The organism is Psychrobacter sp. 1Y11 (assembly GCF_052259045.1).
Taxonomy (GTDB): Bacteria; Pseudomonadota; Gammaproteobacteria; order Pseudomonadales; family Moraxellaceae; genus Psychrobacter.
Map to the genome: position 1 here is coordinate 22317 of NZ_JBQQER010000011.1, position 21824 is coordinate 44140.

The 21824-nt window shown below is 43.6% G+C and carries 17 protein-coding genes; 15 read left to right on the forward strand and 2 right to left on the reverse strand.

Annotation, left to right across the window (positions count from 1 at the left end):
• Positions 1–117: 117 nt before the first annotated feature.
• The 4 genes from mnmE (at position 118) to ACTXGJ_RS10135 (ending at position 4382) form a co-directional block, all read left to right on the forward strand.
• Positions 118–1539 carry a tRNA uridine-5-carboxymethylaminomethyl(34) synthesis GTPase MnmE gene (gene mnmE / locus ACTXGJ_RS10120; RefSeq protein ID WP_443565930.1) on the forward strand — a complete coding sequence of 474 codons (1422 nt, stop codon included), beginning with the start codon at positions 118–120 and terminating at the stop codon, positions 1537–1539.
• Between the two features lie 116 nt (positions 1540–1655).
• On the forward strand, positions 1656–2120 hold the full coding sequence (nrdR, locus tag ACTXGJ_RS10125) for a transcriptional regulator NrdR (protein WP_439242043.1): 465 nt from the start codon (positions 1656–1658) through the stop codon (positions 2118–2120).
• A gap of 162 nt (positions 2121–2282) precedes the next feature.
• Positions 2283–3338 (forward strand): bifunctional diaminohydroxyphosphoribosylaminopyrimidine deaminase/5-amino-6-(5-phosphoribosylamino)uracil reductase RibD, encoded by a 1056-nt coding sequence (gene ribD / locus ACTXGJ_RS10130; RefSeq protein WP_443565866.1) that lies wholly within the window; start codon positions 2283–2285, stop codon positions 3336–3338.
• Between the two features lie 369 nt (positions 3339–3707).
• Positions 3708–4382 (forward strand): riboflavin synthase, encoded by a 675-nt coding sequence (locus ACTXGJ_RS10135; protein WP_439242039.1) that lies wholly within the window; start codon positions 3708–3710, stop codon positions 4380–4382.
• On the opposite strand, the gene ACTXGJ_RS10140 is transcribed toward ACTXGJ_RS10135, so the two are convergent.
• Positions 4372–7317 (reverse strand): response regulator, encoded by a 2946-nt coding sequence (locus tag ACTXGJ_RS10140; RefSeq protein WP_443565868.1) that lies wholly within the window; start codon positions 7315–7317, stop codon positions 4372–4374. The two genes, ACTXGJ_RS10135 and ACTXGJ_RS10140, sit on opposite strands and share 11 nt — an antisense overlap.
• A 340-nt stretch (positions 7318–7657) precedes the next feature.
• Between ACTXGJ_RS10140 and fmt the strand changes: the two genes are divergently transcribed.
• The 10 genes from fmt (at position 7658) to ACTXGJ_RS10190 (ending at position 19368) form a co-directional block, all read left to right on the forward strand.
• Positions 7658–8725: a methionyl-tRNA formyltransferase gene (gene fmt / locus ACTXGJ_RS10145; protein WP_443565870.1), complete on the forward strand. Its 1068-nt coding sequence runs from the start codon at positions 7658–7660 to the stop codon at positions 8723–8725.
• Between the two features lie 60 nt (positions 8726–8785).
• A complete protein-coding gene (locus ACTXGJ_RS10150; RefSeq protein ID WP_439242033.1) occupies positions 8786–10360 on the forward strand; it encodes a transcription antitermination factor NusB in 1575 nt (524 codons plus the stop codon).
• A 162-nt stretch (positions 10361–10522) separates the two neighbouring features.
• Entirely contained in the window at positions 10523–11941 is a 1419-nt protein-coding gene (gene thrC, locus ACTXGJ_RS10155; RefSeq protein WP_443565872.1) for a threonine synthase, read from the forward strand.
• A gap of 214 nt (positions 11942–12155) precedes the next feature.
• Positions 12156–13250 carry a LysM peptidoglycan-binding domain-containing protein gene (locus ACTXGJ_RS10160; protein WP_443565873.1) on the forward strand — a complete coding sequence of 365 codons (1095 nt, stop codon included), beginning with the start codon at positions 12156–12158 and terminating at the stop codon, positions 13248–13250.
• Between the two features lie 93 nt (positions 13251–13343).
• Positions 13344–14567: a DNA-processing protein DprA gene (gene dprA / locus ACTXGJ_RS10165; RefSeq protein ID WP_443565875.1), complete on the forward strand. Its 1224-nt coding sequence runs from the start codon at positions 13344–13346 to the stop codon at positions 14565–14567.
• Positions 14568–14717: 150 nt separating this feature from the next.
• Positions 14718–15377, forward strand: a complete 660-nt coding sequence (locus ACTXGJ_RS10170) for an L-threonylcarbamoyladenylate synthase (protein WP_443565877.1) — start codon at positions 14718–14720, stop codon at positions 15375–15377.
• A gap of 215 nt (positions 15378–15592) precedes the next feature.
• Entirely contained in the window at positions 15593–16111 is a 519-nt protein-coding gene (locus ACTXGJ_RS10175; RefSeq protein ID WP_439242023.1) for a GbsR/MarR family transcriptional regulator, read from the forward strand.
• A gap of 49 nt (positions 16112–16160) precedes the next feature.
• Complete coding sequence (locus ACTXGJ_RS10180; protein ID WP_439242021.1) at positions 16161–17126, forward strand: TIGR01777 family oxidoreductase; 966 nt, start codon at positions 16161–16163, stop codon at positions 17124–17126.
• 458 nt (positions 17127–17584) lie between these two features.
• Entirely contained in the window at positions 17585–18061 is a 477-nt protein-coding gene (locus ACTXGJ_RS10185; RefSeq protein WP_439242019.1) for a thiol-disulfide oxidoreductase DCC family protein, read from the forward strand.
• A gap of 134 nt (positions 18062–18195) precedes the next feature.
• A complete protein-coding gene (locus ACTXGJ_RS10190) occupies positions 18196–19368 on the forward strand; it encodes a metallophosphoesterase (RefSeq protein WP_439242017.1) in 1173 nt (390 codons plus the stop codon).
• Here the strand turns inward: ACTXGJ_RS10190 and ACTXGJ_RS10195 are convergent.
• A complete protein-coding gene (locus ACTXGJ_RS10195) occupies positions 19340–20758 on the reverse strand; it encodes an alpha/beta hydrolase (protein WP_443565879.1) in 1419 nt (472 codons plus the stop codon). The two genes, ACTXGJ_RS10190 and ACTXGJ_RS10195, sit on opposite strands and share 29 nt — an antisense overlap.
• 414 nt (positions 20759–21172) lie before the next feature.
• Here ACTXGJ_RS10195 and grpE point away from each other — a divergent pair, with 414 nt between their 5' ends.
• Positions 21173–21778 carry a nucleotide exchange factor GrpE gene (grpE, locus tag ACTXGJ_RS10200; RefSeq protein WP_439242013.1) on the forward strand — a complete coding sequence of 202 codons (606 nt, stop codon included), beginning with the start codon at positions 21173–21175 and terminating at the stop codon, positions 21776–21778.
• Positions 21779–21824 lie beyond the last annotated feature (46 nt).

Genomic DNA, 21824 nt, shown 5'->3' on the forward strand with positions numbered 1-21824 from the left:
ACTTATTTTTTAGTCAAGATGAAAGTGCTGAAGCACCCTATTTCAACTTTACTTTGTCAGTATCAGCCTAGCCGTCTATAATAGAGGTTTTGGTTGTTGAGAGTGCTTGTGAATGCTATGCAAATGCCAGTAAAAGCTCAATCAGGGTTGACTACGATTGCGGCTATTGCCACGCCATTGGGGCGCGGCGGTGTCGGTATTATTCGTCTCTCTGGAGCAAAAGCTTATGATATCGCTTGTCAATTAACCGGTAAGACGGCTTTTACACCGCGCTTAGCCAGTTTTTGCCGTTTTTATCAGGCTGACGGTACCATTATCGATGAAGGCTTAGTGCTCTATTTCAAAGCGCCATATTCTTTTACTGGTGAGGACGTTATTGAGCTACAAGGCCATGGCGGGGTGATATTACAGAACTTGCTATTAGCGCGAGTGTTTGAGCTAGGCGCTAAGCAAGCAACGGCAGGAGAGTTCTCTTACCGCGCTTTTGATAATGATAAGCTAGATCTAGTGCAAGCCGAAGCCATCGCTGACGCCATCGATGCGACTAGCGCAGCGGCCGCCAGTAGTGCTATTCGCTCATTAAGTGGTGAGTTTTCAGAAAAGATTAATCAGCTGCTAGAGCAGCTTATTCACTTGCGCCTGCATGTTGAGGCGGCGATAGATTTTCCCGATGAAGAGGACGTTGACTTCTTATCGGATGGCATTATTCAAGATAATCTAGAACAAACGCAAGCTCAAATACAGCAAGTATTAGCAACCGCCAAGCAAGGCCAAATGCTGCGTGATGGCATCCATGTAGTATTAGCGGGTAGGCCCAATGCAGGCAAATCAAGCTTGCTCAATCGCCTTGCTGGACAAGAGCGCGCTATCGTCACAGAAGTCGCAGGCACCACGCGTGATACGCTAAGTGAGACGGTGGTACTCAAGGGTTTAACCCTGCATCTGACTGATACCGCTGGTCTGCGTGACACCGAAGATACGGTCGAACGTATCGGTATTGAGCGGGCTCGTACTGCTATCGCCCAAGCCGATATCTTGCTGTTAGTCTATGACGTTACTCGTGATATTGAAGGTGAGAGTACACCGCTACAGCTAGCGGAGCAACTGTTCGGCGAGCTACCAGAAGCCAAGCGTTTATTGATTATCGCTAATAAGAGCGACTTGTTAAATGACGATAGCCGCAAAGACAACTTCCATTCTATGACACAGATTGAAATGACAGAAAAAGGCTATCAACAAGTCGATGTTTCATGTGAAACAGGTGCTGGCATCGAAGACTTAGTAGAAGCTTTATGTGCTAAAGTGGGCTTTCATCCCCCTGAGAATAGCCTCATCGCACGTACTCGGCATTTAGATGCTTTGAGACGTACTGCTGGTTATTTATCAGAAGCTCATGAGCAGCTAGTGGTATTTAAGGCGGGAGAGTTAGTGGCTGAGAGCCTACGACAAGCGCAAAGTAGCTTAGGTGAAATCACCGGTGAGTTTAGCGCGGACGATCTCTTGGGTAAGATATTCGGTAGTTTCTGTATTGGTAAATAAGTCAGCATTGAGAGATAAGCCAATGTGAAAAAACTACACCAGTAGCGCTTTAAAATAGTAGTTTAATAAAATAGCTTTCAAGCAAGTATAGTCGCTAGGATAAGAAAGGAAAAATTATGCATTGTCCCTACTGTAATGCTTCAGAGACTAAGGTTATCGACTCGCGCTTAGCAGCAGAAGGGGCGCAAGTACGTCGTCGTAGGCTCTGTAGTAGCTGTCAAGAACGTTTTACCACCTTTGAGATGGTAGAGGTGGTGATGCCGCGCATTATCAAATCCAGTGGCAAAATCGAGCCTTACGACAACGAAAAACTACGACGCTCCATTCTATTACCGCTACAAAAGCGTCCTATTACTATTGATGAACAAGAAGCGATGATTAGCCGTATTGAAAAGCGGGTCAGACAGATGGGCGAGCGTGAAATCAGTAGCAAAGTCTTAGGTGAGATTATCATGAGTGAACTAAAAGTTCTGGATGACGTCGCTTATGTGCGTTTTGCCAGTGTCTATCGTGACTTTCAAGATATTGATGCCTTTCAGCAAGAGCTGGCTAATATACGCCCTTCTGATAAAAACAATTAGTTAGCCGGTATTTTGTGACTAGTTTTACCAGTAGTTTTATGGCTATATTTATATACCTTATCCACGTGAAACGTTTTAATAAAGCCGATAGCACTATTATTTATCAACAAATATATCTACAAACTTATCAACACTCTTATCCAACCTTACTAAGCTTTTATTATGTCCGTATCAAATCACGCGCAACACGCCCAAGATAATTACTTTATGATGTTGGCTATCGAGCAGGCTAAACAGGGCTTGTATACCACTAGACCTAATCCAGCGGTAGGCTGCGTCATAGTGCAGTCAGGGGAGATTGTCGGGCAGGGCTTTCATCCAAAAGCTGGTCAGCCGCACGCTGAAGTTTTTGCTCTTAAACAAGCAGGCACACGCGCAAAAGAGGCAACGGCTTACGTTACCTTGGAGCCTTGTAGTCATACGGGTCGAACTCCGCCTTGCGCGCTTGCTTTGATAGATGCTGGAGTCCAGCGTGTAGTCGTTGCCGGCCTCGACCCCAATCCACAAGTGGCGGGCCGCGGGGTCGCACTGTTAGAGCAAGCTGGCATAGAGGTAACCATAGGCGTATTAGAAGAGCAAGCCGCCAGTTTAAACAAAGGTTTCTTAAAAGCGATGCGGACGCAATTGCCTTATGTACGGCTAAAAATAGCGACTAGCTTAGATGGCCGTACTGCGATGGCAAGTGGCGAATCTAAATGGATAACTGGCGCTGCTGCCCGCGCCGATGTGCAAGAGCTACGAGCGCGAAGTGGCGCTATTATCACGGGTAGTGAAACCCTCATTGCGGATAATCCAAAGCTAAATGTGCGCTCATCGCATTTAGGGGTGGATATTGAGCAAGTGCATCAGCCATTGGTCGTCGTGCTCGATAGGCGTCAGCGCTTATCATACGATGCTCAGTCCGCTTATCAGTTATGTCAGCAGCAACAAACGCTATATTGGCGTGAAGATGACTTACTTAGTCTACTCAGGCGTTTAGTCAGCGAGCAGCAATGCTATGAGGTGCTAGTAGAGGCGGGGGCTAGTGTGGCAGGGAGTTTTTTGAGTCAGCAGCTTGTCGATGAGCTGATTGTTTATCAGGCTCCTTGTATTTTAGGCTCGCAAGCACAAGCTATGGTTGAGGTTAATCCATTATCTTTAGCGCAGCAGCTACGGTTTCAATATACTGAGTATGAATTAGTCGGTAGTGATTTAAAGATTACTTTGAAACCTTTATAAAATAGGGATAAATACTATAGAGCGCAGTGTTTCACATGAAACTGATTAAAGTTGTGGATAACTCTCGATTGATTGGTTTCACATGAAACCCGACCTCCCTGTTTTTAGGGGTTTTATTGTAAATAATATTATTTAAATCAATACCTTATGTTAAATATAAAGTAAAGAGGTGTTTTTTAAAAAATAAATACTTTATTGTGGATAACTTTTTAAAAGTTATCAGTTTCACGTGAAAAAACCCTAATAGCATTGAGTTATCCACAGCTTGTCCTTTTTATCCACACTATTGAAAATAATACTGTTTGCTCAATTAACAATAGCTAAATCAATTTTAATTAGTGTCATAAATTTATAGAAAAAGAGGGTTATATGTTTACAGGGATTATTGAAAGTGTTGGTCATGTCAAATCTATACAGCCTACAGGTGGTGACATTCGCTTGACTATTGAGTCTGATGAATTGGACTTTAGTGACGTAAAATTAGGAGATTCTATAGCTTCAAACGGTATTTGTTTGACAGTAGTCGTGATAGGTAGTAATTATTACGCCGTAGATGTTTCACGTGAAACTATCGCTCGTACGGCATTAGAATCACTAAAACCCGGTCATATCGTCAATCTAGAAAAGGCTATGCTACCGACGACGCGGTTCGGTGGTCATATTGTCGCAGGACACGTGGATGGCGTTGGCATCATTAGTAAGCTAAAAAAGGACGCGCGCTCTATTTATATTGAGATTGAGATTCCAAAGGAGCTGGCGCATTATACGGCAACCAAAGGCTCTATTACAGTGGATGGTATCAGTCTGACGACTAATTTAGTCCGAGACAATATTGTCAGCTTAAACATCATTCCGCATACTGCACAAGTGACTAATATTGCCAAACATTGGTTGCTAGGGGATAAAGTAAACATTGAGGTAGATATCGTGTCGCGCTATCTAGAGCGTCTAATAAGTAAAGATAAGAGCTCAGCGGATACGGAGTCTAATCCACAAAAGGATATCACTGAGGCTTTTTTAGCAGATAATGGTTTTATGAAATAAATCGTTGTAGTACGTTTTGTAATTTATCTTTTTGCACCGGTTTGGTCAAAAACTCATTCATACCTACTTGTTGGCAACTAATCCGATCCTCAGTACTATCATTAGCGGTTAGGGCGATAATAGTAATATCATCGCCTGCGCTTCTGATAGTTTGAGTGGCCTCTAAGCCATCCATCACCGGCATACGGCAATCCATCAAAATAAGCGCAATCTCTTGACGCTGCTTTTTTAATACAGCGAGCGCTTGCTTCCCGTTTTCTGCAACGATACTGCGATAATTTAGCTTAGCCAAAAGCTTACAAGTGATTTTTTGATTGATGGGGTTGTCTTCTACAACCAGTATCAGCGGGGCTGTAGTATTTATTTTAGCGAGTGTTTGCTTAACTGTTTTTGAGTTATCTCGATTGTCTTTATTCACTAGCTTTTCGGTGGCTAGATTTGTTTTATCTGTTTTTAAGCTTGCAAGTGCGAGCTCTGATCTCTGTGTCGTTGCTGCTGATTGCGACTGAGCCAAACGTATCAGCTCAGAGAGCATTAACGTAATATTAATAGGTTTGTTTAAGAAGCCATCAAACTTTTCAAGAAAAGCTGCAGGAATACCACGCTCGGGCTTCCTACTTAGCAGTATCTTTGACGAAGTGCTTTTATTAATCATCGTTTTTAGAGCGCTACTAGGATCAGACAACGAATCAGCAGGTTGATTGTTTGCGCGATTTTCACTGGTTTTACTCTTTCCTTCTACTGTCTTAGCAGAAGAGAGTAGCGTAGCATTATAATCTTCATAGAACTCATAATCTAACAACAGTATAGGTGTCAAACTTGGCTCACTGGATGCAAGCTGGTGCTCTAGCTGCGCTATCGTTGCCGAGTTTAATTCGCTATAAACGCTGACAGTCATAGACAAATAATCCCCTATACGCTGCAAGTAACTCTCGCGTAGCGCTTGATCGACAACCGCGATTAGGTGGATGCGTAACAGACTATGATGAAAATGATAGACTGGCTGATAAATAGGCGCGTAGCAGGGGAGATAGAGATCAAAAGAGCTACCGTGAGCCGCTGCACTCTCGACACGAATAAAACCACCAAGCAGCTGCGCAAAGCTTTTTGAGATAGCCAAACCCAACCCGGTACCGCCAAACTTTTGAGTGATTTGGGGGTTGGCTTGATTAAAATACGAGAATAACTGCTGCTGCTCAGCCGTCGTCATGCCGATGCCAGTATCTTTAACCCTAAAACGAACCCAACCACCCTCAGGGCTATCTTGAGTGCTAGCAGGAGTATGGTTAAGGGAGCTAGACGCAGACGCCTTGGGAGTGGAGTCTGGCGCGCCGATAACAGCTTTAGTGGTGCTAATCTTATTGAACGAGTCTTGATCAAGCGCAGAAATATCTCGCGGCGTCACCTCTTCTACAATGAGAGCCACATAGCCGTTTTCAGTAAACTTAACGGCATTGTCCATAAGGTTTGTCAGTATCTGACATAGGCGCTGACCATCGGTAGTGATGTAGCGAGGACAACAGGGCGAAAAATAGTACAATAGATCGATATCTCGACGACGAGTACTGCCTATCATCAGATCGCTAACATGCTGTCCAAGCTTGAATATATCAGTGGACTCATTAATGATATCCACTCTTCCGGCCTCTATCTTGGCCATATCGAGCATATCGTTCAATATAGCCAGCATAGAATGACTAGACTGAGTGAGAATCGCTAGAGTCTCGTGTTGCGCTGTGGTCAAGTTGTCTTTATCTACCATATCTAGCGTACTGATAATGGCATTTAGCGGTGTGCGTAGCTCATGACCAATGACCGATCTTAGCTCCGTGATTGATTTGGCTTGGCTCTCAAGAGTGTGGTTTTTTAGGCGCAAATCTTCGCATTGTTTGACGAAAGAATTAACGTTATTCAATAAAGCCGTAAACCCGCGAACTTGACCATGCGCGCCAAACCAAGGTGAGATATGCAACTGATAAGGCTGATTATTCTCTAGGCCACAAACCAGTAACGTGCGTGTTACGCGCTGAGCGCTTAGATCTAATAATAGCTGCTGAGTAGTTTTATCACTACCTGTCAAAAAATCGCTTAAGCTATAAGTCACCTCACTTTGAAAGGCCGTAGCAAAAACTTGCTCGAAACGAGGGTTAAAAAAACTGATTTGACCTTGCCGTGTGATCGTCAGCATAGGTAGAGGCGCGCCATCGACCAAACGCTCCAAGCGATGTTTTAGGGTTTTGATATGCCGATGGTCATGATGCAGCTGATACTTGATACGACTAAGAGCATGCCCTAATCGCAAAAATTCAGAGGTGGTCTTTTCTAAAGGAAAGGGTATTGAGGTATACGCCTCTTTGGCATCCTCACTTAAAGTGTCCGCATAAAGTAGCAGCTGCTGCCAGTTAGCTTGGCGGCGAAGTGTATAAAGTAGCGCTATCATAAAAAGTATAATAGCTGCCATCAACGGTAGCCAGTAGCGATATGATGTCCAAGTTATATCCGCTATTTGATGACGCAGAACCAGATAGAGCTGATACCCTCCTTCAAGACTGATATCCGCTCTGAGAGTTTGGTGATCTAGTTGATACGAGCTTTTGGCATTTAAGGTAGTCGTTGGAAAACTAACTGCGGTAAGCGCAGTCTCATTTGGACGAGTGTGGTTATAAATATACGTCTGACCTGAAGGCAGCATAAAAATCAGCTGATAACTGATGTTTTGGATATAAGGTTTTTTTAGTATGTTTTCGATATCGTCATTGGTTACCGCCCCATATTCAGTAACGTCATACTGCAAATTATTTAAAATATCCAGACTACGTTTCTCACTATGATGCCTAAGCTCCATATAGAGCGCTGCATAATACAAAGACAATAGAATTACTAGTGTCAAAGTATAAAAGAGCAATAGGCGTTTTAGAGACTGAAAACGTTGCATGAGATTATAATCCTATGCTTGCAAAAAAAGGCAAGCGGATACGATGATCACTAAGAGAGGATAGTTAGAGCGGGCTCCAAATTTTGAAGCAGATTCCTAATACTAAAACTTTAGGGTTATTATTTGCTACAGCGAAACAACTATTATAATAACAAGAATTTTATAAATATCGTTATCTTAATAATCAACATGACGCTTAAGGTATTCAGTCGCTTGCTAACAGTCATGGCACAAGCCCTTAAACTCACTTATAATGTGACAAACTATAATATCATGTTTACCAGTACCTGCTAGTTAGGGCTTAATGCTGGTAAAGGTTATAAGCGTTATAAGGAAAAAAATGACTGCTGCTGACGATATGTTAACAAATAATGCTAACACTGATTTATTAATCTCTACTGCTAAAAGACGTGTGGTATTCGCTGGTACGCCTGAATTTGCGGCGACTAGCCTACAAGCGTTAATCGCGCAGCAAGAAGCGCTCAATATAGAGATTGTAGCCGTTTATACTCAGCCGGATCGCAAGGCTGGACGCGGTCAAAAGCTCAGTGCCTCGGCAGTCAAGCAAGTCGCTATAGATAATGACATCGTCGTTGAGCAGCCTGCTACTTTCAAAAAATCTAGTACTGAGGGTATGGCAGCCCGGCAAACGCTGCGCACCTACCAACCTGATGTCATGGTTGTGGCGGCTTATGGACTTATTTTGCCGATTGGCGTGTTGAAGACCCCAACTTTGGGCTGTCTTAATATCCATGCTTCACTACTACCGCGCTTTCGCGGAGCAGCTCCTATTCATCGTGCACTGTTAGCGGGTGAAAAAGAGACTGGCATTACTATCATGCAAATGGATCGCGGGCTTGATACCGGTAATATGCTCTATAAAACTAGCACTGACATTACTAATGATGATAGCGCCGCAAGTTTGCATGATAAGCTTGCAGAGTTAGGGGCTCAGGCTATTATCACTGTCATGCAAGATCTAGAGAGCTATCAAGCCAAAGCTATCGAACAAAACGATACTGAGGCCAATTATGCCGAAAAACTAGTCAAGTCGGAAGGCGAGATCGATTGGACACAATCGGCGGCTACTATCGAGCGACAAATACGCGGGTTGAACCCTTGGCCGGGTACTTATACCTTTCTACAAGGCCAGCGGGTAAAGGTTTTAGCCAGTTTGCCTGTTAATGAGACGCAGCCCACGACTGAAGCCTCAGGCACTATCATTAGTGTTGGCCGCAAAGCTATCTTAGTCGCTTGTGGTAAAGAGAGTGATCAAGTACAGGCAGGAACTTTAGCGATTACTCAGCTACAGTTTGCCGGTAGTAAGCCTGTTAGCGCTGAGCAAGTCTGTCATGGTAATCAATTAGATGATGGGGACCGATTCACCTCCAATCCCGATCAGCAGTAACACCAGCTAAACTCTATCAAATAAGACGCTACTAATCATACGTCAAGGAAATAAAACTTAATGAGACAACCGTCAACAGCGTCTAACCCTAATAGCAAAACTCCCAAACCCTCCAGTAATCTAAAAATGACAGGTAGTGTGCGTGTACGCGTCATACGCTGTCTGCTTGCTATCCAAAATGGTCAGTCGTTATCTAGCGTACTCGACCCTTTACTGAACAGCTTGCACGAAGGCGATAAAGGCTTTGCTCATGCGCTATTGCTGACTACTCTGCGTCAATGGTTTGCCCTCGAGCGTCTACTCGATAGTTTAGCGAATAATCCTATCGACGAGATTGAAGTCCGTACCACTATTCTGGTGGGGTTGACGCAGCTGCTGTACTTAGAAGTCGCCGATCATGCCGCTATCCATGAAACGGTCGAATCGGTAAAAGAAATCGAGTTTGCGCATGCCAGCGGCCTTACCAATGCTATCTTGCGTAAGGTAGCCAAAAACCCGAGTAAGTTCCGTAAGAAATGCGATAAAAAGCACAGTCTACCGAACTGGCTCGCCTATCAGCTTAAACAAGACTGGAGCGAGTATTATGATGATTTGACGCAAGGTTTACGTCTGCCTGCACCGATGTTTTTGCGGGTAAATACGGTTGATGCATTAGTAAGCGACTACCAAAAAACTCTACAGCAAGCCGATATCAGCGCTGAATTAGTTGAAGTTAAAACAGGTCTGTCACTATTACAGTCTACTGATGATAACGGTACAGCAACTATGGTTATTAACCATCAAGCGCTGCGCCTTGAGCAGAGCATGGCAGTAAGCGGCTTACCTAGTTTTGCAGAAGGCGGCCTAAGTATTCAGGATATATACGCTCAGCTCGCTGCGCCTATTATTCAGCAAGCGCTTGTGCATAAAGTAGCTACTGATAAAGCTAATATTAGTGCAGACAAAGGTAATGATATCTCTGAAATTAAATTATTAGATGCTTGCGCTGCCCCTGGCGGTAAGCTGGCACATTGGTTAGAGCTATTAAATAATGAAGATCAGTCGGTATTGTTTCATGTGAAACCAGACAAAGCAGACATTACAAATATTAAGCTGGTCGCCATCGATAATGAAGCGCCACGTATTGAGCGTATTCATGATAATTTACAGCGCTTAAATTTAGAAAAATCTGACAAAAATATTGGATTAGATATCGTCTGTGCCGATGCCACTCGTTGGCAATTGGTTAAGCCAACTAAGCAAGACTCTGAGGCATTAGCCGTATTCGATGCTATTCTTTTGGACGCACCTTGTACCGCGACCGGGGTTATTCGTCGTCATCCTGATATCAGCATTTTGCGTACTGAAGAAGATATCGAGCAAACCGCTAACTTACAAGCAGATATCTTGCATAATCTTTGGCCACAACTCAAAGTTGGTGGCTATCTGCTGTATGTGACTTGCTCTATCCTTAAGCAAGAAAACGTTGAACAGATGCAAGCTTTTTTAAGAAAAAATAACGACGCCACTGCGATTGAGTTTACCGATGACAGTAATTGGGGTATTGCCCAAGAGGTAGGTCGTCAGTGTTTACCGATAGACAGCAGTAGTGGCGATGGTTTTTATTATGCTTTATTGCAGAAGACGGCTCAATAAGTGTATTTTAAACCTTACTCCTAATGATTAAGGTAGGTTGGTGCTTTAGCCTAGCTTTTATATTTTGTAAAAATACCATGCTAGGCTAAAGCGCTAGCCTACAACCGCATATACCTAGTTGAAATTTATATTTGAACAAAATAATTATTTACAGGAAAAACAATGAAATATATCAGTACCCGTGGTCAGACTGAGCCGATGGATTTTAGTGATGTGCTACTCATGGGGCTTGCTCCTGATGGCGGTCTTATGTTACCTGAGCACTATCCAACAGTTGATAATGAGGTGTTAGAAGAATGGCGTACGCTCAGCTACCCGCAGCTAGCGCTAGCGATTATGCAGCGTTTTGCCACTGATATCCCACACGCCGATCTCAAAGACATTATTGATCGCACTTATACTAGCGAGGTGTTCGGTAGTAGCGAGATCGTGCCAGTACGTAAGCTCGAGGAAGATTTGTATATTTTAGGTCTCTCAAACGGGCCGACGCTCGCCTTCAAAGATGTTGCCATGCAGTTTTTGGGTAATGCTTTTGAGTATGTACTAAAACAAAAAGGCGCGCGTATCACTATTATCGGCGCAACTAGTGGTGATACCGGTAGTGCGGCTGAATATGCACTACGCGGTAAAGAGAATATCGAAGTATTTATGCTATCACCGCATGGCAAAATGAGTGAGTTTCAGCGCGCGCAGATGTATAGTTTAACGGATGATAATATCCATAATATCGCCATCAAAGGTATGTTTGATGACTGTCAAGATATTGTTAAAGCGCTGCAGCAAGATGCCGAGTTTAAGGCGAAATATAACCTAGGAACGGTCAATTCTATTAATTGGGGTCGCATCTTAGCGCAAATTGTTTATTACTTTAAAGCTTACTTTGCAGTAACCTCAAACAATGATGAGCAAGTTAGCTTCAGTGTACCATCTGGTAATTTTGGTAATATCTGCGCCGGTCACATTGCCAGAGAGATGGGTTTGCCCATTGAACGTCTTATGGTCGCAACCAATGAAAATGACGTGCTCAATGATTTCTTCAATCAAGGCACTTATCAGCCGCGTGCCACTGACAAGACTTATGTAACATCCAGCCCTTCAATGGATATCTCTAAAGCATCGAACTTCGAGCGCTTTGTTTATTTGTTATTAGATAAAGACAGTGCGCGCGTACATGAGCTGTTTGAAGGGGTGAAATCAGGGCAGGGCTTTGATTTGTCAGATGTGATGGAGACGGTGAATAATCGTTATGGCTTTGCGGCGGGTAAGTCTACCCATGCTGACCGTTTGCAAACAATCAAGACTTTATACGAGCAATATAACGAGCTGGTAGATCCGCACACCGCTGATGGTATCAAAGTCGCTAAAGAGTTGCAGCGAGACGGTGAAATCATTGTCTGCGCTGAAACAGCCTTGCCTGTTAAGTTCGCGGAAACGATTATTGAAGCTATTGGACCAATAGAGATTGAGCGTCCAGCTCATACCGAAGGTCTAGAGGACTTAGAGCAGCATGTTGTGGTTTTGGATAATCAAGCTGAGCTAGTGGCAGAGCAAATTCGTCAGCAAGTCAATGCAAATAGTTAATTCGTTAGTTTCACGTGAAACTATGTAAGAAAATCATTAGCTATAAAAGTTATATATTTGTAAGTTTGTGTCGCGTATTGTGCTATGGTGCATATCATTGTAAACTGAATAACGCTAAAAATCGGCAATTAGCCTCTAAGATATCTTTAAGAAGGCTTGTCTACAATTAACCAAAATTATGCCTGTGATCTAATTATACCTTGTGGATATCGCCATGAATACCAGTCTAAAAACGATAACAAAGACGCTCGTTGCTACTATGTTTGGTAGCGCCTTATTAATGTCTACGGCTTTTGCCAACAACCCTGCGCCTGCCATTAAGGCAGATGCTCCCAACCGTTATATTGTCAAAAAAGGCGATACATTATGGGACATCTCCGGACGCTACTTGGAGAGTCCATGGCGTTGGAAAGAGATTTGGGCAACCAATAAGCAAATTAAGAATCCTGATCTTATCTACCCCGATGACATCCTTATCTTATGTATCATTCAAGGTAAGACTCTAGTCGGTATCGACACTGGCGAGGGCTGCGCTGGTATCGAAAAACAGTTAATGGGAACGGTAGAGCGTGAAGTTACTGTTACCTCAGTCGCTAATAGCATTCCCGCGATTCCTTTAAGCTCTATTCAGCACTGGTTAGATCGCTATACCATCGTGCGGCCAGAGGACTTCAACAGTACCCCTTATATTTTAGCTTCCAAAAATCGTAACTTAATTACAGCGAGCGGCGACAAAGTCTATGCCAAAGGTGTACCGCTTATCGTCGGTCAGCGCTATGGTATCTACCGTGAAGGCGAGCGCTATGTCGAACCTAAAACTCAAAAGGTCATCGGTTTAGAGGCCATGCAAGTCGCAAGCGGCATAGTCACTAGTGTCGCTGAAAATGGGGTTAGCAGTCTACAGCTGTCCGAATCTTATGGTAAGGAAGTGCGCGAAGGCGATAGAGTGTTCGTTGAGCTAAGTAACTCTATTCCGCCAGTGTTTTATCCGGCGCCAGCTCAGGTGAGTCGCGGTGGCATGATCGTAAGAGTGATGGATTCTATTAGCTCAGCGGCGCGCGGTAGTGTCGTCGCTATTAACTTAGGCACGACTCAAGGCGCAAAGCCTGGCGATGTATTGACAGTCTATCAAAAAGGTCCACTGGTGCGAGATACCATAGATAATGACAATTCGGTACGCCTGCCTAGCGAAGAGAGTGGCATGGTGATGGTCTTCAATAGCTTTGATGATATCAGCTATGCTTATGTACTGAGCTCAGAGCTGCCACTCAGCGTCGGTGATCAATTACTACCGCCGCCTTATTTATAACAGGCAATCTAGCTAGCTTATAAGCCAGAAGTTTTATTGATAAACTAAGTTACTTATTTGGATAAGCATACCTCTTATATGAGCTAGACGACTATGACGCCACAATCCTCACCTCATTTAGATCCTAATCAGCGTGCAATATTGGCGCTGTGGTATGAAGTGAATGGCTCCTTATCCGCTTATTATAAGTTAATGAGTGCCTTTGATAGTGCACAGAAAGCTTGGGCAGCTAGCATAAGTACTTGGCAAGCATTAGGGATACATACTGCTCATTTACAGCGTCATGAGCAGCAACAGCAGACACTAGCTAGCATTGATAAGATTGAACAAGCACTCGTAGCTGAAAGATATCAGCTGCTTTTTGCCGATGAGCCTGAGTTTCCAGCCCAGTTATTGCAGATTTATGATCCGCCGCCTTTATTGTTTTGCCAGGGTAATATCGCGCGCTTGCAGCAAGCACAAATCGCTATGGTAGGGAGCCGAAAGCCTAGCGCTCACGCCCAAAAGTCTACTTTCGATATTGCTCAGTACTTAGCGCAAACAGGCTATGTCATTACGAGCGGTTTGGCTATGGGAGTAGATAAATGCGCGCACTTAGGAGCATTGGCTCAAGTGGATAGCGAGTATCAAGGCCGCACGGTAGGGGTTATGGGTACAGGAATTGAGGTCTTTTATCCAAATCATCATGACAAGCTGTTTAGCCAAATTATCGAGCAAGGCGGCTGTATTGTTAGCGAACTATTACCGCACACGCAGCCGCATAAGCACACTTTTCCACGTCGCAATCGGCTAGTTGCTGGCCTAAGTTTAGCGACAATAGTGACAGAAGCCACTATCAAAAGTGGTTCGCTCATTACTGCCAGACTCACCTCTGAGCAAGGCAAGCAAGTCTTTGCGCTGCCAAGCCACATCGACAATAAGAACGCTGAGGGCTGTCATCATCTAATTCGTGAAGGCGCGACGCTGATTTATCATCCCGATCAGGTGCTGAGCGACGTAAACGTTCAACTGAGCTTTTCTCCGAGCCTGCCATCGATAAATCAGCCACTTAAGCCATCGACACCGCGTAATTCACCACAACGATCAACAACTGATAGAGCATTATTAGCCCATAGCATGCCAACTCGTACATCCTCACCAATAAAGATACCTGAGCATCTGTCTTTTATTTATGAGCTGCTCGACTGGCATGGGCAAGATTTAGATGCCTTGTTGATATCTTCGAAGCTGACAGCACCGCAGCTGATCGGTCAGCTAATGGAGCTAGAGCTACTCGGCGCTATCGATGTACAAGGTGGCCGCTATTTACGTTTATGATATAGTAAACTTACTTTAGAGCTGCACGTTAAGATTAGCGTATTGATTTTATTTCGAACTGGCTATAGTTGTTTTTAGCTATCAGCAATGCCTTTTTTTGATTGTCCGACACACCCTAATACGTTTACTCCATTCTAGAGCTTTCAGCTTATGTCTTTTTCTGCGCCCTTCATTACCGATTCAGTCGTACAAGCTGCTCACTGGCTAAACCAAGGACAGCTATTATCCTACCCAACCGAAAGCGTATGGGGGATTGGCTGCGATCCTTTTGACGAAAGCGCTGTGCAGCAGCTGCTGACCATTAAGCAGCGGCCACAAGACAAAGGCATGATCGTCGTTACCGATAGCATCGAGCGCATTGCGCCGCTACTTGCACCTCTGAGCTGTGAGCAGCGACACACAGTGCTGGCCAGTTGGCAGCCTAGTACTGATTTCCTTGTACAACAAGCACATACTTGGTTACTGCCACTGCCAAAGTCACTCACCCCTCCCATACCGACTTGGATAACGGGCGCACATGATAGCGTCGCTGTACGCGTCATCGCGCATCCATTAGTACAACAGCTATGTGCGCAGCTGGTATCAATAAAGAACCCTTATGGCTTTCTTGTCTCCACAAGCTGTAACCCTTCAGGCCAGTCGCCTGCGCTAACATTGGCAGAAGCGAAAAGTTATTTTTTAGAGGGTAGCGTCAGTATAAATAATAATAGTCAGCCAACACAGAAGGTTGGCTATCTGCGCGGGGAGACTTTGGGCTATCAATTACCAAGTCAAATCGGTGATGCGCTTAGCGGGCGCATTATCCGTTAAAGTTTTCCCTTCATGAGTATGCAATGAGTCTTAGTTGATAATTATGTCCTACAAAAAGAACGTTTTATCTGCTTATTTCAGTCTTGACAGAAATAAGAGAATAGCGCAGTATGGTTTATAAGTTATTTACTTTCTAAATGATGAACGTTATTAGTTGTTAGTTTTAAATCATTATAAGCATCAAGAAAAAGCAATATAAATAAGTGTGAGGCAATATGAGACTCAATCCCGTCACCGAAAAATTCGTCTTACACTGGGGGGAAATGGGCCCTAAGTGGGGCGTCAATCGGACGATGTCGCAGATACATGCGCTGCTATATATCATCGGTAAGCCATTAAATGCTGAAGAGATTACTGAGACGCTAGGCGTGGCGCGCTCTAATGTCTCAAATAGTCTTAAAGAGTTACAAAACTGGGGTCTGATCCAAAAAGTTTCTATTTTAGGCGATCGCCGGGATCACTTCACTACCAATACTGATGTCTGGGAGCTGGCGCGTATCATCGTCGTTGAGCGTCAAAAGCGTGAGCTTGAACCTACCGTACAGTTTTTACAAGATCTGATGGATAGCCCGGAGTTTGAATATGAAAACAGCGAAGTTAGAGCCCGGATAAGTGACACTCAAGACTTCGTAAATACTTTAACCACTTGGTCTTCCGAGATGCTTAAGCTCCCTACTAGTATGCTAAAAAAGGTGCTAAAACTAGGGGCAAGTATTAAGAAGTTTTTGAGTTAATGATGACTCAGAACGGTATGAGCAATAAGCACACAACAAGGATAAGCAGATGAATATTTTAATCAGCGGTGGTTCAGGATTTTTGGGAAGCACGTTTAGTGAAGAGTTGTCTAAGCGCTATCAGCAGGCAGATAAAGAATTACATATCACTTGGCTTACGCGTGATACCAACCAAGCGCATCCTAACGACATAAATATGATGACCTATGAGGAGCTTGCAACTATTGATAAAAGCTTCGATGTGATTATAAATTTAGCAGGGGCGGGGATTGCCGATTCGCGCTGGAGTGATGAGCGTAAAGAGCAACTGATGGCGAGCCGAGTAAAACCCACAGAGTCGCTACTCGAATTCATTGCTCGCAGTCATGTGAAACCTAAGCTGATGCTAAGTGGTTCAGCTATCGGTTGGTATGGCACTCAAGGCGATAAGCCTTTAACCGAAAGTAGTGCTTATCAGACAGATTTTTCGCACAAATTATGTGACGATTGGGAACAGCTAGCGCTCAAAGCAACTGATTATGGTGTACCAGTCGCTATCGTTCGTACTGGGGTGGTGATTCATCCTGAGGGTGGAATGATCGCCAAGTTATTATTACCGTTTAAGATGGGCGTAGGTGGTCAGTTAGGCGATGGTGAGCAAATTATGAGTTGGATTAGCCGTGAGGATTGGGTAGGGGCGGCGATTTTTATTATTGAAAAGCATCTGACTGAGACAAGCGGTAAACAAGTCACGCCTAATAACGAGCTGAAGACTCATAATGATACGCCAGCGCTAGTGTATAACTTGACAGCGCCAAACCCAGTAACCAACCATACTTTTACTAAAGCTATGGGCGCTTGGCTACATCGTCCCACTATCTTTACTTTGCCAGAGTTCTTACTCAAATTGATGTTCGGTGAGATGTCGACTTTGCTTATCGATGGGCAAAAGGTGCTACCACAAGCTTTGTTAGAAGCAGGCTATGACTTTAAGCATACTGATATTCAACAAGCACTAGAAGAGCAGAGTAAGTGATTCTACAACTAATGTTTCATGTGAAACAAAACGTATTATAGAAGCGATAAGTGGCTTTTAATTCCAGACTAAATATAGTCAGTTCAAAATAAAGTTGTTATAAATTTGAACGCGCTACTGGTATTAACTTTACTTGCGTGCTGTTACCACAGAGGCTGCGTAAAATTTATCCCAGCAGCGCTATGACACTTTTAAAGTAATTCGACTATATTAACTAAGAAAAATTTAAATGATCATAAAGATGATTTATTATTCAAAATAATAACCCATTATTTTGAGTGTGAATTTCAGTTTTGACAGAAAATATATAAATAATATGAGTTTTCCAAAAATAGCGATAATTAGCAGTATACCTGCCTTATTAGTCGTTCTATAAAAGAGTCATATCGGCATCAGCTCAAAATAGGTTATTTGTTAATACTAATTTGCTAACAATAAATCGCCCTAGGAGTTATAAAATGACAATATCGCGTCAGACTAATCAAGATAAAAATCAAAAGGACCAAAGTCAAAACCATGCTGCTATCACTATGTATTATGACGATAGCTGCATATTGTGTAGTACAGAAGCCTATAACTTACGCGCGCGTAACCCTAAAGCTATCACTTTGATTCCAGTAGATGAAGGCTTAGAGGCCTTGCAAGCAGCAGGGTTTAGCCGTAGCGATGCCATGACTTATCTATGTGTACAAGACTGGTATGGTGGCTGGCATACGCATATGGACGCGGTACGATTACTGTATAGAACCAGTGGTATGAAAGGCTCCATGCTGCTGTATCTACCGATTGTCAGGCAGCTTGGCGATTTTGCTTATCCTTATGTGGCACGTAACCGCTACCGGATTCCAAATTGGCTGACTAGACTGGTTTATGGCAAGGCAGTGACGCAGGCCTGCGCAAGCGGCGTCTGTAAAATGCCGCCAAATAAGCGTTAATTAAATCTAAAGGCATACTATTTTATAAAAAGTGACAACCCTTCTCGTTGTTGTAGCTGTGTTATCTACTATGCCGCTTAACCTTCTCAAGTCATCCACTTATTTTAATACTAAAACCCGCTTTAGGATCCTAGATGCGTTATGTCTTTTTTATTATCATTATTGCTTTGTTAGAGCTTTTTAGCCTTGGAGCGGCGCTATCTCTACAGTGGTTGCTACAGCCTTGGCTGACATCAAGCATGACTACAGCTGTTTGGGTCTTAATATTTGTTATTACTAATAGTCTGTTAGCTGTGACTTTTAGCAAGCGCTTTGACAATAGCTATCGCTGGATGAGTGGCTGGCTGCTGGTTATGCATTTTATGCTGCTGACCGCATTAATAGTGAGTCTTTTATACGGAAGTTATGGATTTATTCACTCGTTTGCGGATGTCGCTATCTTGAATACCGTTTCAGTAAGTGCGGCGCTGCGAATACTGGCATTAGTTATTTTTGTCGGACTTTTTATTTATAGTTTGTATTGCGCTTATGTTCCGGTCGTGCGCCGGTTATCTATTACGATCAATAAACCTTTAGCAAGCTCATTGCGTATTGCTATGGCAAGTGACTTGCATTTAGGTCAGCTGTTTGGCAATAAAGCAATAGATAAGCTACATCAGCTTATTGTTGAGAATAAAGCGGATATACTGCTGATGCCAGGCGATATTATGGATGACAATATAAAAGCTTATACCGCTCATAATATGGCCGCCAAATTGACTGAACTTTGTAGCAGCTTACCTTACGGTGTCTATGCCACTTTAGGCAATCATGACTTATATGGCCATGAGCAGCCGATCAGCAAGGCTTTGCAAGAGGCTGGCGTGCAACTATTAAATGATGAGGTATTTAAGCTAGAGTATGCAGGCGAGACAATTTGGCTGATAGGTCGTTTTGATAATCATAAACGCGAGCGCGTAGCAACTACCGATTTGTTGCAGCAAGTTGACGCCAGTAAGTCAGTCATATTACTCGATCACAGACCTAGCGATATTGAGCAGCACAGCGAATTACCGATAGACTTGCAAGTTTCTGGCCATACCCATGACGGACAAATATTCCCCGCTAATTTTATCGTCAGAGCGATTAATCGTTTGGGTTACGGCTATAAAGCCATAGGCAGAGGACACTTTGTCGTCTCCTCCGGCTATGGATTTTGGGGTATTCCTTTTCGTTTAGGTTCGCGCTCTGAGATTTGGCTTATTGAGATGACGGGCCAACCAGTAGTTCAAGCTCTCACTAAGCGACCAATAACGATTCAGCGTTGATGATCTCACCGACGAAACGCGCAAAGTCATTGATAATATACTGGGTTTCTTGCTCTAAGCCGCTATGGACGCTCATCAGATGCATAAAGCCATGAGGGGCACCGAGTACCGTATAAGTCTCAACTGCTATCTCAGCAGCCTTTAATTGACCGGCATAAGCAAACGCCTCATCACGTAGCACGTCAAGCTCAGAGACAACGATATAAGTCGGACACACTTTACTATTATCACCAATCATAGGTGAGATAAGCACATGCTCACGTGGCAGCGGGCTGTTTTGCATAAACGCGGCGTCAAAAATGGCCACATCAGCATGATCTAATAGCAAACCTTCGCCATATAGCTCCCAGCTTGGATAGTCAGTTTCGATATCAGTGACCGGATACAGCGGCATCTGCGCAAGCGGACGAGGTAGTGTTTTAAGTAGTTTATACATATGCTGACCGGCAATCCCTAGATCTGACCAAGCCTCTTCGGTTGGGTGAGTCAGCTGCTGCGCGAGCAACGTCGATAGACCGCCACCAGCGCTATCTCCAGCTAGGACAATACGCGACGGTGAAGCACCAAGGCTATGACTGTTATTGGCTAACCAAGCATAAGCTTTGATCGCATCTTCTAAGGCTGCTGGCGCTGCATGCTCAGGCGCTAAGCGATAGTCCACACTGACCACCGACCAACCTGTCTGCGCGCAGACGCAATGACAAAATTCGTGATGAGTATCGACATCACCAATACAAAAGCCGCCACCATGAAAGAACAACATCACTGTCTCATCAGGGTTGTGGTTGATTTTTGAATGGACACCCGCTTGATAGCAGCGAATAATCATATCGTCATCATCAGCGTTGGCTATAGCTTTATCTTGCCAATTAACAGCCGCATCACTACTTTTATTAATAAGCTTTAGGGTGGCAAGCTTATTACTCGTCGCTTGCTGCCAGACTTTAGGGTCTTGCATAGCGACCGCGTCGGCTGCAAATCTCTCACGTAGCTCTTGCATTTTAGAGAGGTGTAAAGGGGTTTTTAGTCGGCCATTAACCGCAATGATCAATCGCAAATGCGCATTAGCGTTTGGGTATTGTTTGGCTGTTGGACCATCTAGATAGCTTACTAATGCTTCTAACATAGCATCAGGTAAATATCCCAGCCCCTTTAGTACGTAATGTAGAGCATGCTGCTGATAGTCTGTCGCGGGCAGGAAGCTTGCAAGCTTTTCACCGAGTAATCTATATCTATTATCGCTTTCGCTAAGCTGCGCAGTCTCAGCTTGATTTTCATGCGCTTGATAGTATTTTACGCCCTCTAAGGGAGCTAGTTTCGACTTAGTGTTTAAGCTCGCCGCCGCTTTATTTATCAAAGCATTAAGCGAGGTTATAGAAGAGCTTGACATGGCATTCCTCATAAATTAGGTATCGGTCTTTATGACTTTTTATAGCTTTTTATGACCTTGATACTTTTTTATAATTCAGTTTATAGTTCAATATTTTTTATAAATAATAGTTGGTAAGTAGTAAGTGAGGTCATCATAAAACAATCAAAAGTGAAGTTAAGTATCGTTTAGTAATCATTTACGAGCTAAAAGTAAACTATAAAGAATGATTCAGCTTTAAGTGCTGTTTTGGCTGCCATTGTCTGGTTTATAGAAATTAAATCTCAAAATTAAAAAAATCCTCGGCTTTAGGCTTGAAATATGCCCTCACTACCTTTATCAATCAGCTATTGAATATGGTTTGCAGCAAAAGTATTAATGAAGTGCTAAATTCTAGGTATATTACAAAATTATCATAAATAATAAGGAGTTATCATGAGCGAACAAAATCCAAATCAACAAGCTGATGAAAATAGCGCAAAAGCAGCTCACAGTAATCTTGAGCGCAGTGAAAGCGTCCTGCAAGAAACGATGGATGAGTTTGACCCGCAAAACGATTCAGCCGATGAAGCCACTATCGATAACGAAATCGATATCAATGTTTATGAAGCGCGCATCAAAGAGCTTGAAGGCGAAGTCAAACAAGCAAAAGAGACGACTGCCCGTGCTAATGCTGAAACTTATAACGCGCAAAAGCGTATGGAACAAGAAGCCGATAAAAGTAAGAGATTCGCCCTGCAGAAGTTTGCCAAAGAGCTATTAGAAGTGGTTGATAACTTAGAGCGCGCTATCGAAAGTACCACCTCAGACGACCCTGTCACCGAAGGGGTGCGCTTGACGCACAAAGCTTTGCTAGATGTCTTGAATAAAAACGGCGTAGAGGTTGTCGAACCACAAGGCGAGACGTTTAACGCAGACTTGCACGAAGCGGTCGGTATCGATGCTGATGCTGAGCCTGATACGGTCGGTACGGTACTGCAAAAAGGCTATAGCCTAAACGGTCGTCTGCTGCGTCCTGCTATGGTTCGCGTCGGTCAATAAGTTAAACCAGTAAGCTTGGCTAATAAGTGAGATTAGCAAAAAAAAC

Excerpts from the sequence above, each read along its gene's own strand:
- mnmE (WP_443565930.1), top strand. The coding sequence starts at position 118 with ATGCAAATGCCAGTAAAAGCTCAATCAGGGTTGACTACGATTGCGGCT.
- nrdR (WP_439242043.1), top strand. The coding sequence starts at position 1,656 with ATGCATTGTCCCTACTGTAATGCTTCAGAGACTAAGGTTATCGACTCG.
- ribD (WP_443565866.1), top strand. The coding sequence starts at position 2,283 with ATGTCCGTATCAAATCACGCGCAACACGCCCAAGATAATTACTTTATG.
- ACTXGJ_RS10135 (WP_439242039.1), top strand. The coding sequence starts at position 3,708 with ATGTTTACAGGGATTATTGAAAGTGTTGGTCATGTCAAATCTATACAG.
- ACTXGJ_RS10140 (WP_443565868.1), bottom strand. The coding sequence starts at position 7,317 with ATGCAACGTTTTCAGTCTCTAAAACGCCTATTGCTCTTTTATACTTTG.
- fmt (WP_443565870.1), top strand. The coding sequence starts at position 7,658 with ATGACTGCTGCTGACGATATGTTAACAAATAATGCTAACACTGATTTA.
- ACTXGJ_RS10150 (WP_439242033.1), top strand. The coding sequence starts at position 8,786 with ATGAGACAACCGTCAACAGCGTCTAACCCTAATAGCAAAACTCCCAAA.
- thrC (WP_443565872.1), top strand. The coding sequence starts at position 10,523 with ATGAAATATATCAGTACCCGTGGTCAGACTGAGCCGATGGATTTTAGT.
- ACTXGJ_RS10160 (WP_443565873.1), top strand. The coding sequence starts at position 12,156 with ATGAATACCAGTCTAAAAACGATAACAAAGACGCTCGTTGCTACTATG.
- dprA (WP_443565875.1), top strand. The coding sequence starts at position 13,344 with ATGACGCCACAATCCTCACCTCATTTAGATCCTAATCAGCGTGCAATA.
- ACTXGJ_RS10170 (WP_443565877.1), top strand. The coding sequence starts at position 14,718 with ATGTCTTTTTCTGCGCCCTTCATTACCGATTCAGTCGTACAAGCTGCT.
- ACTXGJ_RS10175 (WP_439242023.1), top strand. The coding sequence starts at position 15,593 with ATGAGACTCAATCCCGTCACCGAAAAATTCGTCTTACACTGGGGGGAA.
- ACTXGJ_RS10180 (WP_439242021.1), top strand. The coding sequence starts at position 16,161 with ATGAATATTTTAATCAGCGGTGGTTCAGGATTTTTGGGAAGCACGTTT.
- ACTXGJ_RS10185 (WP_439242019.1), top strand. The coding sequence starts at position 17,585 with ATGACAATATCGCGTCAGACTAATCAAGATAAAAATCAAAAGGACCAA.
- ACTXGJ_RS10190 (WP_439242017.1), top strand. The coding sequence starts at position 18,196 with ATGCGTTATGTCTTTTTTATTATCATTATTGCTTTGTTAGAGCTTTTT.
- ACTXGJ_RS10195 (WP_443565879.1), bottom strand. The coding sequence starts at position 20,758 with ATGTCAAGCTCTTCTATAACCTCGCTTAATGCTTTGATAAATAAAGCG.
- grpE (WP_439242013.1), top strand. The coding sequence starts at position 21,173 with ATGAGCGAACAAAATCCAAATCAACAAGCTGATGAAAATAGCGCAAAA.